The following is an 11,733-nucleotide window of genomic DNA, read 5'->3' on the forward strand; positions in this document are numbered from 1 at the left end:
TTTTAGATATCTTTCATAGGTATACGGTCGTTTATCATTGCCTATAAAAAAACGAATGTTTGAATGATCTACCTTACGGAATTGGTTGACTAAATGAGTTCGAGTTTCAATAAAGGTTTTAATCATACTTTCCCTGTCTGTAAATTCCTCCTTAGCCTTCTCTATCGCTTTTAAATTATGGGTATCATGATCGACGAACCCTGGAAGTTTCACTTGATCTTTTATGTGTGGGAACATCGTATTTAAAGTATATGTATCCCAATTCCATAGGTGGGCCACGACTTCCTTCACCGTCCACTTTCCAGGAGCAATCGGCTTTTTCCAAGTCCGATCATCAATTACTTTTACAAATTCATTGAAATGCTCAAACTGGTCTACTAGTTTTTTGTTTCTCTTCATTTCTATCATATAACGTTGTTGTATTCACGAACCCGAAAGGCTTAAGGTCCGCCAGGACTGGGTGGCTCCGCCACTTAGCCTCGCAGGGTTGTCTGCTGAATTCGCTTCCTCGAAAAGCCTCAGCAGGCCAAGGGCCGCAAGGCCAACAGCGTGAATATGGTGTTATCGGATGTTCTTGCCTTCTCCGAATTACTACAATAAACCTCTCTATTTAATACCCTTCTTAGGTATTGATGTTGTAACATATTCTCTGTCTTTAATCATCTTTCCTATATAAAGTACCTGTCCCATATGCTCAGAAAAATGTGTTGCGCACTGTATGAGCATGTCTAAATTTGTTCTTTCCTTATTCCTTACAAGTTGAGTCTTCATAAGAGATTCTTTAGTCATAATCTTTGTCGTTTCTATAATCTCATCAAACGATCCATTGGTTATATTAATCAAATCTTGTTTAGTTCTATATATAACTTCAAATTCTTCATCTCTATTTCTGGAGATTCCCTTATTATGAATTCCTTTAGTAATTCTTTCATTAATGTTCCCGCGAATATGGATAATTAAGTTCGCAATACTATTACTAGATTCATTAGGACGCCAATTGACCTGTTCATCACTTAACTGGTCTAAAACTAGTACTATTCTTCTTTGAATCTCTTCAAATTTTTTTGATAATAGTTTTATTACCTCTTCCATGTAATCACCCACTCTATAGATTTATATAAGCATTGCAAGAATCTCCGATAACGTTCCTGTATTCACGAACCCCGAAGGGGTTGTCTGCTGAAATCCCTCTTCGAATTTCCACGCAGACCAAGGCTCCGTAAGGAGCCGCTGCTTGAATATTATGTTAAGTGATGTTCCTCTGAATTACCTATCAAATACGTCTTTAAAATATTTATCCATTAATCCTTCATTCTTAAATCTGTCTTTAATATGTTCTTTTGCTCTTAAACAAGCATGTTTATAACCTTCACTTCTCATACTATCTGCAAGAAAAACCATTTCAATTATTGGATCACTTGGTTCCAACTCGTATGCTTTTGAAAGCATGTTTCTCCCTATGCTTTCCCAATGCTCATAGTCTCCAAAATGATGAGGAAACAACGTTATCATATAACCGAAAATCAATAAAAATTGCGTTTCTGTCGAGAAATTATGTATCCCTTCCTCTGTTACTTCGTTTAATGTCAATTCAATCATTTCATAATCGTTTTCATTAAGACCCTGAGTAACAAACGTATTTCCAGATTCGACACTCAAATACCAGGATAAAAAACCCAAATTCAAGCATATACTCAAATCACGCTTCCCTTTGTCCCATTCTCTTTTCGTCGACAGAAAGGCTTCTTGATAATTTTTTGCAGTCTCAAATTCATTTATCTGATCTCCATCAAGCATCATTTACCTTCCTTTCAATTTCCCTTCGGAATTTCACTTAACGTTGTTGCATTCCTGAAGTTGATTCCCTTAGATAGCTCTTATCTTAGGGAAATCAATGTGTCGCCTGAACCTCTTCCTCGAAACGCCTCTGGCGACCAAGGGGCGAATGCCCCGCAGTAGGAATGTGATGTTAGGTGATTTTATCAGACAGCATTGAATTAGCTCTCAAAAATTCTTTAGTTCTTTCATTATATTCCTCCCATAAATAATCTTTGTTTTCAATAATTAATTTTGGTATCTCCCATTCTTCGATCAATGACTTCATAAATTCTTGGTTCGGTTTCCAATCTCTTTCAGCTTCATCTAATCCTTCTTGAGTATGTAAAGAAGCTATCCATTCTACACCTCTTATCTTACCAAGTATTTCCCAATTTTTTCTAACATTTAATTGATAGATATAAATGAGAATAGGATTCATGTTTCTTAATATATCTACTAATTTGCTAAATAGTTCTTCAATCTTTAGTCGGTCCATTCCCCTGTTATATGCAAAACTTAATGTATCTTGAAATAGTACACTTTCGATTATTACAACTCCCGATTTATTTTTATGAGATTCTACAAAACTATTAAACAATTCAACTACTCGATTAAAATAATACTCTGCTTCCTCTTTATCTTTTAAGGTCGTAAATTTACGCTCACGTATAAATAGTGGGTGATTTTCAGTTAATTCATGATAAAATATATTGTTTATTTCTTGCTTATCCAACTCTTTAGATATCATTTCCGAAAGCGTTGACTTCCCAGATCCCGGTATTCCATCTACTATGATTAGTTCATGAGTCATTATATATTTTTCCTTCTTTCTGATAATTTCACCTAACGTTCCTGTATTCATGAACCCCGAAGGGGTTGTCTGCTGAAATGCTTCTCCGAATTCCTTCTCGCAGACCAAGGCTCCGAAGGAGGCATTGCTTGAATATTATGTTATCCGATGCTACTTCTTCTTAGWTAAACTATCGATTATTCATTTGTTTCTCCAAGAAATTAAGAAGTCCATTAATTATTATTTTTCTCATTTGTTCATAAGTAACCGATATATAATAAGTTCTTTCTTCCTCTACATCTTTTCCATACTCTTTCATTACTAATGAATTCAAAAATCTTTCTTCGTTATTTGAACTAAAATGGAAATTCGAATAAATACCTTCATGTACAAAGTCATGTCTAATGTTATAAAAGATCGTCGCTATAATACTTATATTTATTTTGGGTGAAACTTCTTCACGCATATCTGAAGCTGCCCTCTCTATATGCTCTAACAGAAAATCCTTATCTGTTTCAGTTATGTACTCCTCAAAAAAATCTCTAATAATCTTAATTTTAAATCTCTCTTTTTCTCCTTGATTAGCTATATGACTTACTGCTTCAATACATACTATCCAATAAAATATTGCTAATCCATATCTCCCTGGCTTTATTGATATAAGTTCATCTCCCAAAGAAATTAATCTTGAAATATTATTTATAATTCTTCTTGGTCTAACATCTTGATAAGTCATCTCATAACAATCTTTCAACAAATTTATTGCCTTCTCTTCGTCTCCAAAAAAATCATTAAAAAAATCTATATACTCTTTATTAATTACTGATACTTCTACAGTACCTTCATCTCTGTTCCTTCTTATTATTTCCAAAGCAATTCACCTCAGATTAGATTTAAAGTAGTTTCGGATAACTAAGCATTACTTGCCACCGACACTCCACACAACGCGCTCGCTCATTGCTTTATGCTGGGCGATCAGGCAAAGCTCTGCTGCCTTGAATGCATGCTCCTGTGTCATTGCGGTCTCAGTACGATCGAGACAGTCACGGATGAGCTGACCGAAGAATGGATAACCGATTTTGCCTTTGACATTGTATCTGAATTCACCTTCATGGTTGACCAGATATACCTGATCTCCTTCCGGCTCGCGTGCGATATCAATATACTTGCGCAGCTCGATGTAACCGTCGGTGCCGAGAATCACGGTACGGCCATCGCCCCAAGTGCCAAGACCGTCCGGTGTGAACCAGTCTACGCGGAAGTAACCGGATGCGCCGTTATCACCGATCAGGGAAGCTTCACCGAAATCCTCCAGTTCCGGGAACTGTGGATGATTGAAGTTGTTAACCCGGCTGAAAGCTACCTGTGCATCACTGCACGACGCAAAGGTCAGGAACTGCTCAATCTGGTGACTYCCAATGTCGCAGAGAATACCGCCGTATTGTTCATGGTTGAAGAACCAATCTGGTCGTCCCCCCGCGTTCAAACGGTGAGGCCCTGTGCCCATAACCTGCACTACTTTGCCGATGGCTCCTTGTTCAATAAGCTGTCCCGCATAGATGGCACTTTCCACATGCAAGCGTTCACTGTAATACACCATGTACTTTTTGCCTGTGCGTTTCACTTCTTCACGCGCCAAGTCTAATTGCTCCATCGTGGTGAACGGGGCCTTGTCTGTAAAATAATCCTTGCCTGCCGCCATCACTCTCATGCCGAGTGGCGCACGATCTGATGTTATGGCAGCACTAGCTACCAACAGTACCTCATCATCTGCAAGCACTTCAGCTTCCGACGCTGCAACCTGCGCCTGTGGGAACTGCTTGCGGAATGCTTCCACCTTGGCCGGGTCCGGGTCATATACCCATTTGAGCGTAGCTCCAGCATCCAGCAATGCGCCTACCATGCCATAGATATGTCCGTGATCCAAAGCCACTGCTGCGATAGTGAACTCCCCTGGTTCACACACAACTTCTTTTGTTACACTTTTGGGTGCATAAAACATTCCGTCTTTAGCCATGTTATCCCATCCTTATTAAAAGTTATATTCAAACGCATATAGATCAAGTTAGAAGTTCAAAAGTCATCGGAGTGTCCCGTGTAAATCTCCAGTTGAACTTATTTACATATCATTTAAAAGTCTGGCTCAGATCGGCAGGCTGCCCACCTGCATACGCTTTATCTTTCTTCGTAGTTGAATTGGCAATCCGCTCCTGCAAGTGCTCATAGAACAAGTCTTCATTGATCGGCAGATCGACCCAGTTATCCGTCCACGTGGAGAGTAACATCGCGTTAGATAACGTTAAGCCGTGAATACCATCCTGCCCTGGAGCGATCAGCGGCGCACCTGTGCGAATCGCATCAACCCAGTTGCGGATTAACCCTGGATGACCTGTCTCTATTCCTGTAATCGGCACATCACATTTCCAGCATTCGGGCTGTCCGAATCCGCCCGTAAAACGTTGATTGAACTCCGGCTCCGATTCGCGTAACCGCCAGAAGGTGAGCTGTCCGTCTTCGATGACGATTTTACCGCGGTCTCCGCTGACCTCAAAGCGGTTGGTTCCTGGTGCTTCACCCGTGGTGGTTACAAACACACCGGTCGCTCCATTTTCATATTCCACATAGGCAGTAACGTCATCTTCCACTTCAATGTTCCGGTATTTGCCGAAGGCGCAGAAGGCACGCATACGAACAGGCATCATGCCAATCGTCCATTGCCACAAGTCCAGCTGATGCGGGTCTTGGTTAATTAACACGCCGCCGCCCTCGCCTGCCCATGTTGCACGCCAGCCGCCGGAATCGTAGTAGCTCTGGGAGCGATACCAGTTGGTAATAATCCAGTTGGTACGCCGCACCTCACCAAGCTCACCTGAGGCAATCAGGTCTCGCAACTTGATGTACAGCGGATTCGTGCGCTGATTGTACATAATGGAGAACACTTTACCGCTTGCGGTTGCGGCTTCGTTCATCTCTCGTACCTGCTTCGTATACACACCCGCTGGCTTTTCAATCATCACATGCAAGCCATGACGGAATGCCTGGATTGCTTGTTCAGGATGATCATAGTGCGGTGTAGCAACAATGACGGCATCAATCGTTCCGGAATTCATCATCTGCTCTGCATCCTGCCAATAGGTTACGGTGGACGGAAGATTACTCGTTACCCAGCTCCCCATCTCTTCTCTCACATCACAGACGGCTACCAGCTCAGCACCCGGCACTTCTCCAGCCACCAATGTTCTGGCATGTGACGCTCCCATATTTCCAATACCAATGACCGCTACTCGAACGATACTCATACTTGCTCCTCCTCGTATACGCGACGCTCAATTTCTGCAAAAACGTCGGCAAAATGCTGCAACATCGCTCTGGAATCCAAAGCTCCGCTAAAATCTTCGATGCCATAATAACCGTCATATCCAACCGCCCTCAGATCACGGACCATCTGCACCCAGTCCACCATACCCTCCGTAAGCGGAGCCCAGTGGCACTGCCATGACGTACTCAATAATTGTTCAGATTCACCGCTTGCAGGAAGCGCCGCCCGATCGGACGTGTTCCCGGCGTTATCCTTGTACCATCCCGCATTTTTCACATGCACATGGGCGAGATACGGGCCAAGCAGTTCAAGTCCCATGCGATGGTTTTCATACCCTTCATGAACCATATTGCCTGGATCATAGAGCACCCCGATATACTGCGGGTCAAGGGACTGCACAAGACGGTAGGCTAGAGAAGCCGTTGGCGCAATCGTTTGATGATGCGTCTCAATGATCGCCTTGATGTTGTACTGTGTTGCCATATCCTGAACTTCGTTTAGGTAACGAACGGCCTTCGTGTATAACTCCGGATAAGCTGTACTTCGTTCATAACCGGGAACTCCGACACGCATCATGGAAGCACCAAGTTGAGACGCAGTCTGGAATGCTTGCTCGGTTGCAGCCATGTCCCCACAATTCAGATACGGCACAAGGGCAATAGACTGTCTACCTTGAGCCAAGGCTGCCTCTCGAAAAACAGGAACCTGTTCCTGCCACTTATCCGGATCAATAGAGCATCGATTGTTTCTCCAGAACGAAGGCTGTTCAGACAACGCATCCTCCGGTATTCCGCGATATCTCCACTCAATACCATCAATTCCCGCTGCTGCAGCTGCAGAAGCAAGTGCGTGTGCATCCAGATCAGGGACTGCAACGGTGAATATGGACAGCTTCATGTTCTTGACCCCCTTTATGTAAACGTATTCATTTTATGTCGTAAACGCATTGTATCACTCTCTTGAACACTCACATAGTGCTTAACATAAACAGATGAATGACAGATAACAATCCGCACATATTCCCCATTCAGAGATAACCCTGCAAACCAAAATCAGGCTACCAACTAAAAAAAGCATCTCCAAATCAGAAATCCATTCTGATCAGAGATGCTCTTCATATGAATGATATTCAAACGGTGTTCAAGCAACTTGTCCCTATAAACCGATCTATTCCCGGTCAAAAAATACATGCTCGGCCTGCAATTTACCATCTTCTGCCGTCATAATTCCGAACGAAAAACGTTTCTGGAATCGCCGGTCCGTAGGTGAACCCGGATTAAATACAAGCAGGTCATCTACCGTATGCATCACAGGGATATGTGAATGTCCATAGATCACCGCATCTAGCTGCTCTCCAGCAAAGGTCTGAATGGCGTTCTGCTCCGTACCTTTTGACCCACGGTGACCATGTACAATTCCCAACCGTAACCCTTCCGCCTCAACAATACGGGAAAAACCAAGCTTTTCCCCAATTTCGGATGGATCAGTATTACCAGCGACGCCCTCCACCGGAGCATATTGGCTTAGAAGCTCGTACACGCTCCAGTCCGACCAGTCACCCGCATGAAGAATGAGATCAGCACCTGACAATGCGTTAACCAAAGGTGCTGGCAAAGTCCGTGATTTCTTAGGTAGATGCGTATCGGAAATGACTATGATTTTCATATGACAACCGCCTTCCCTTAGTTAGGCTTTTGATTCGCCTCTAATTGTGCAGCTTGCATCTGCTGTGAACAGGTACGTTCCATATCTTTTAATGTAATCGTTGCAAAAAACTGTTCCACCTTCGACTCCGCGATCTGATACAAATTCGAAAGCAGCCCGTCCATTTGGATACCCACCTCGCAATTGGGATTGCAACTTCCATGAATCGGGAATAGAGGTCCTTCATCCTTGGCTGCCTGATAGATCATATCCAGCGTAATCTCACTGGCTGGCATCGCCAGATAAAATCCTCTTGTGCCTGGTGAAGAATTGACCAATCCAGCCTTTTTCAGTCCTCCCAGTATACGTCTGACAACGACAGGATTGGTATTGACGCTGCCCGCAATTTCAGCAGACGTGATTCGTTCAGGCGCGCTGATAGAAAGTAACAACAAACAATGCACACTGACCGAAAAATGAGTACTCATGGTTAACCACCTTTATTTAATATAATCCCACATGAAACATCGTTATTCTGTAAACAGATCCTTTTCAGGACGTGCTCTGACTTTAAGTTGTCGCACCGTATACTCCAGTTGCTTCACGATGTCATCCAGTTGTTTGCGATCAATCTTATTCGGATCATCTACAGGTTTGACCGAATTTTTGAGATCACGAATGGTCAGCTGCTGCTCCTGCCATTTATCCATTAAATCCGCAATATTCGCATAAAAGCGCTCGTAATCCTTAATCACCAGATCCAGGTATGCATCTACCTCATCCGGGTCGTAACCACGAAGTTTATAATTAAACTGTTTCTCATGAATAGATAGAGCATCCAGCTGTACACCCAGTTGTTTGAACAATTGTCTCTGTTTGTCCAATCTTCGTTTCATATGTTCATCCATCTTGACAACCCTCCATTATAGCCGAGCAGCGGTTCGATTCGTCCGAATAGAACATACGGCAATTTCTCTCTCTATTTTTTATAACACATAATTCATCAGATATAAAACGAAACAGCCCTCTCATGCGCAAAATGATTGCATCACTTGCTTTTCGGGTAAGAAGTCACTACAACCCCTCAAGCGGGAAAGGAGCATGTCCTTATGAGTACATTAACCCAAGATCAACGTAAAGAATTGCAGCAAGCGCTACTGGAACAGCGTGAGGATCTGCAACGTCACTTTGAATCCAGCATGGAAGACGGTGCACCAGCAGAATCGTTAAAAGATTCAACAGGCGAGCTCTCTTCTTACGATAATCACCCGGCAGATGCGGGAACAGAAACGTTTGAACGCAGTCGTGACCTCGCGATCGACGACACACTAACCGAAGAGTTTAATCAGGTCAATGAGGCCCTCGAACGCATGGAAGATGGCACATATGGAACTTGTGTTACGTGTGGTAAAGACATTCCTTTTGAACGTCTGCAAGCCATACCTTATACCGCCTATTGCATTGATGATACTCCAAACCGGAACGTAAGCAATGATCGTCCTGTTGAGGAAGAAGTCATGACGATGCCGCCAAGTGGCGCCGGAGAAGTGAGACAGCGTAATGCTGGCAAGTTTGACCAGGCGGAGGCATGGGAAGCGGTCGAGGAGTATGGTACATCCAATTCCCCTGCGATGGCCGCCAAACGTGATGTGCACGATTACGATGAGAACATGTAAAGAAGCAAATAATCCGACCTAGTCCAGCTATGCAGATTTCTCGGATAATCGTGTTACCGAGGTTATCGAGCAGAGTGTTTATTTTATAAACTATAGAACAGACTATCACGATTTAATAACAAAAAGCCGCCACTGGCGGCTTTTTATGTTCTATGGATCCTTGCTGCTGCCCTTTTTTTAATTATCTTCCTATAATTATTAAATGTTCCGTTCCAACCACTCACTCAGGTCCATTGTGCATTCTACATAGAAAGAAATAACCTATTTAAGTTATAACGCTAGCCATCTGTTGGCCCCGAAGCCTCGCAGCTTCCAGAACGTCTAGATCTCTTCGCCCTACTCGGTTGTACCGGGTGGTATGTCAGATGTTGTGGATGCCTTTGCAGGCGCCTTGGAAGCAGACTCTTTTCCCTTTTTCTGTACCGTTGCCTTCTTCTTAGACCCGGAACCAGCCTGCGGTGCAGCTTGCACCTCTTTGGACATTGCCGTGAATAACTGGAAAACTTGATGATCGGATTTCTGCCCCTCTTTGGTTAAATAGGGCTTGCAAAGCTCCACAATGTTCTCATATAACTCCTCTACTTCATCCGCTGTTGCATATAACCTCATATCGGATATAAAACGCTTCTCATCCTTATCATGCTCCGCATGATTCATGAAGCGCTGGCGACTCTGCTCAAACATCTCGTTCAGCAGCTTTAATGTCTCGGAGCGAAAAACCTGTTTTAGCGGTGAATTCTCATCCGCTTCATCCTTGTGTCGCAGATGAATTTCACCCGAGAAGGGTTCATAATATTTGGCGATAATGCCGTTGATTTCACGGGTCGATACCATGCTGAGGAGGCCGATCTTCTCCAACTTTTTCACATGGTAGTGCACCTTCGCAGGCACTTCTCCCATCAGATCCGCGATTTCCTTCACCGTGGACGGTCGACCCTGGCGATGAAACATATTCATAATCTGTATCCGGTACGGATCAGAGTATATCTTGATCTCTTCAATCGTTGAAAGCACTTTATGCTCTTGCATACCTGGTTCCTCATTTCCGGGGTACCTGCCTGCCCTTCGTTCCTTCTATTATACCGTTCAGACAAGACTTCGGTCAAAAGGTACCACTCACATCTCCTGACGAAAACTTTTGCTGGCAAGCAGCAAAATCGCCGATAATCCAAGCAGAACACCACATATAATGAACAAGATCGGCATCGAGAACCAGTCTGCAAGCATACCCGAAAGAACACTGCCGAGTGGCGAAACACTTAATACCAGCATACTTTGCAACGCAGATACTCTCCCGAGCATATGGGAAGGTGTGACCTCCATCAGGTAAGAAATCAGCGGCGTTGTCGCAAGCGGAACACCAAAACCCATAAGAAAACAGAGCAACCCTGCAACGGGAAGCTGGAATGCCGTCATATAAGCTGGAAGTGCAGTCATTGCGTAACCGAATCCAAGCATTACAAGACCCGTGATAACCAGTACGTTTTTGCGATAATGTGCTCCCCGTTGTGACATCCATAGACCACCAAGTATAATCCCCCCAACCAAAAGTCCACTAAGCACACTTAATCCCCACGCACCCGATTGCAGTATTTCCATAACGTAAGGTGTACGTAGCACATTATATGGCATTAGACAGAAGTTAACCCAAGCGAAGAGCACCGAAGAGACCAGTAACAAGGTATGTTTTCGCAGAAAATGAAAAGCTTCCGCCATCTCGGAGATTAGACTTTTGGCGGCAGAAGACGTTGCTCGTGGTGACATCCATTCTGGATAGATCACCCGGCTCATAAAGAGTGCACTCAGCGCAAACAATGCCGCGTCAATCCAGATCGTCCAGGCAATACCCACGGTTGCAATCAAGATACCTGCGGCAGCAAGCCCCGCCAGTTCAGCCAGCCGGGCAGCCGATGAGGTAATCGCGTTACCGGAGAGCAGCATAGACTGAGGCAGCAACCTCGGAACACTGGTTACCTCAGCGGGTGACGTGAAACATTCCAACAAGGAGTTGAGGATCGTGATTACGAATAGATGCCAGACTTCAAGCTGACCAAGGGCGAATAAAAGAGCTGTAATGCCAACCAAAACGCCACGTCCGGTGTTAGTCATCACGATGACTTTCTTCGGAGATAACCGGTCAACCAGTGCACCCGCGAACAGACCAAACAGGATATTCGGCAGAAAATTAACGGCTAGCAGTGTTCCCATCAGCACCTTCGAACCTGTCAGAATGTATACCATCCAGCTATACGCAATCGAATCGATGGAATCCCCAAAACGGGACACCATTCTGCTCAACATAAACTGCATGTACGGTTTAGTTCGAATTAATTCACCCAATCCTTGTTTCCCAACCACAGCACCTTCACTCACTTTACTCCACTCCTCAACGTTAAAATATTTTTCATGTTAATATTATTTTAAAGTAGTTTTCGGAAAAATCAATACAAACGTGAAAATATTTTTAACGTTGGATTGAAAATAGG

The 11,733-nt window shown here is 43.8% G+C and carries 14 protein-coding genes; 1 reads left to right on the forward strand and 13 read right to left on the reverse strand.

From position 1 onward, the window contains the following. The 11 genes from AB4Z30_RS27460 to AB4Z30_RS27510 form a co-directional block, all read right to left on the reverse strand. Positions 1–399, reverse strand: a 399-nt coding sequence (locus AB4Z30_RS27460) for a DinB family protein (protein ID WP_441930690.1), incomplete at its 3' end; no start/stop codon positions are given. 207 nt (positions 400–606) lie between these two features. Continuing rightward, positions 607–1,092 (reverse strand): DUF1572 family protein, encoded by a 486-nt coding sequence (locus AB4Z30_RS27465; RefSeq protein ID WP_441930692.1) that lies wholly within the window; start codon positions 1,090–1,092, stop codon positions 607–609. A 174-nt stretch (positions 1,093–1,266) separates the two neighbouring features. Then, the gene (locus tag AB4Z30_RS27470; RefSeq protein ID WP_441930694.1) at positions 1,267–1,800 is read right to left on the reverse strand and encodes a hypothetical protein; all 534 of its coding nucleotides are present in this window, start codon (positions 1,798–1,800) and stop codon (positions 1,267–1,269) included. 169 nt (positions 1,801–1,969) lie between these two features. Beyond that, a complete protein-coding gene (locus AB4Z30_RS27475) occupies positions 1,970–2,680 on the reverse strand; it encodes a hypothetical protein (protein ID WP_441930696.1) in 711 nt (236 codons plus the stop codon). Positions 2,681–2,798: 118 nt separating this feature from the next. Continuing rightward, complete coding sequence (locus AB4Z30_RS27480; protein WP_441930698.1) at positions 2,799–3,479, reverse strand: hypothetical protein; 681 nt, start codon at positions 3,477–3,479, stop codon at positions 2,799–2,801. Between the two features lie 48 nt (positions 3,480–3,527). Beyond that, complete coding sequence (locus AB4Z30_RS27485; protein WP_441930700.1) at positions 3,528–4,625, reverse strand: Gfo/Idh/MocA family protein; 1,098 nt, start codon at positions 4,623–4,625, stop codon at positions 3,528–3,530. Positions 4,626–4,734: 109 nt separating this feature from the next. Further along, complete coding sequence (locus AB4Z30_RS27490; protein WP_441930702.1) at positions 4,735–5,907, reverse strand: Gfo/Idh/MocA family protein; 1,173 nt, start codon at positions 5,905–5,907, stop codon at positions 4,735–4,737. After that, complete coding sequence (locus AB4Z30_RS27495; protein WP_441930704.1) at positions 5,904–6,824, reverse strand: sugar phosphate isomerase/epimerase family protein; 921 nt, start codon at positions 6,822–6,824, stop codon at positions 5,904–5,906. The genes AB4Z30_RS27490 and AB4Z30_RS27495 overlap by 4 nt, the downstream gene beginning before the upstream one ends. A 270-nt stretch (positions 6,825–7,094) precedes the next feature. Then, positions 7,095–7,592, reverse strand: a complete 498-nt coding sequence (locus tag AB4Z30_RS27500) for a metallophosphoesterase family protein (protein ID WP_441930706.1) — start codon at positions 7,590–7,592, stop codon at positions 7,095–7,097. A gap of 17 nt (positions 7,593–7,609) precedes the next feature. Next, the gene (locus tag AB4Z30_RS27505; RefSeq protein ID WP_441930708.1) at positions 7,610–8,059 is read right to left on the reverse strand and encodes an Rrf2 family transcriptional regulator; all 450 of its coding nucleotides are present in this window, start codon (positions 8,057–8,059) and stop codon (positions 7,610–7,612) included. Between the two features lie 42 nt (positions 8,060–8,101). Further along, the gene (locus tag AB4Z30_RS27510) at positions 8,102–8,479 is read right to left on the reverse strand and encodes a DivIVA domain-containing protein (protein WP_123067129.1); all 378 of its coding nucleotides are present in this window, start codon (positions 8,477–8,479) and stop codon (positions 8,102–8,104) included. Positions 8,480–8,680: 201 nt separating this feature from the next. On the opposite strand from AB4Z30_RS27510, the gene AB4Z30_RS27515 reads away from it, so the two are divergent. Further along, a complete protein-coding gene (locus AB4Z30_RS27515; protein WP_441930710.1) occupies positions 8,681–9,247 on the forward strand; it encodes a TraR/DksA C4-type zinc finger protein in 567 nt (188 codons plus the stop codon). Positions 9,248–9,583: 336 nt separating this feature from the next. Here AB4Z30_RS27515 and AB4Z30_RS27520 read toward each other — a convergent pair whose 3' ends face one another. Beyond that, complete coding sequence (locus AB4Z30_RS27520) at positions 9,584–10,276, reverse strand: ArsR/SmtB family transcription factor (protein WP_441930712.1); 693 nt, start codon at positions 10,274–10,276, stop codon at positions 9,584–9,586. An 87-nt stretch (positions 10,277–10,363) separates the two neighbouring features. Next, complete coding sequence (locus AB4Z30_RS27525) at positions 10,364–11,620, reverse strand: MFS transporter (RefSeq protein WP_441930714.1); 1,257 nt, start codon at positions 11,618–11,620, stop codon at positions 10,364–10,366. Between the last annotated feature and the right edge of the window lie 113 nt (positions 11,621–11,733).

Origin of the sequence: Paenibacillus sp. 2TAF8 (genome assembly GCF_052114825.1) — a bacterium.
In the GTDB taxonomy this organism is placed as follows: Bacteria; Bacillota; Bacilli; order Paenibacillales; family Paenibacillaceae; genus Paenibacillus.

Excerpts from the sequence above, each read along its gene's own strand:
- AB4Z30_RS27505 (WP_441930708.1), bottom strand. The coding sequence starts at position 8,059 with ATGAGTACTCATTTTTCGGTCAGTGTGCATTGTTTGTTGTTACTTTCT.
- AB4Z30_RS27490 (WP_441930702.1), bottom strand. The coding sequence starts at position 5,907 with ATGAGTATCGTTCGAGTAGCGGTCATTGGTATTGGAAATATGGGAGCG.
- AB4Z30_RS27510 (WP_123067129.1), bottom strand. The coding sequence starts at position 8,479 with ATGGATGAACATATGAAACGAAGATTGGACAAACAGAGACAATTGTTC.
- AB4Z30_RS27495 (WP_441930704.1), bottom strand. The coding sequence starts at position 6,824 with ATGAAGCTGTCCATATTCACCGTTGCAGTCCCTGATCTGGATGCACAC.
- AB4Z30_RS27465 (WP_441930692.1), bottom strand. The coding sequence starts at position 1,092 with ATGGAAGAGGTAATAAAACTATTATCAAAAAAATTTGAAGAGATTCAA.
- AB4Z30_RS27470 (WP_441930694.1), bottom strand. The coding sequence starts at position 1,800 with ATGATGCTTGATGGAGATCAGATAAATGAATTTGAGACTGCAAAAAAT.
- AB4Z30_RS27475 (WP_441930696.1), bottom strand. The coding sequence starts at position 2,680 with ATGAATACAGGAACGTTAGGTGAAATTATCAGAAAGAAGGAAAAATAT.
- AB4Z30_RS27515 (WP_441930710.1), top strand. The coding sequence starts at position 8,681 with ATGAGTACATTAACCCAAGATCAACGTAAAGAATTGCAGCAAGCGCTA.
- AB4Z30_RS27500 (WP_441930706.1), bottom strand. The coding sequence starts at position 7,592 with ATGAAAATCATAGTCATTTCCGATACGCATCTACCTAAGAAATCACGG.
- AB4Z30_RS27520 (WP_441930712.1), bottom strand. The coding sequence starts at position 10,276 with ATGCAAGAGCATAAAGTGCTTTCAACGATTGAAGAGATCAAGATATAC.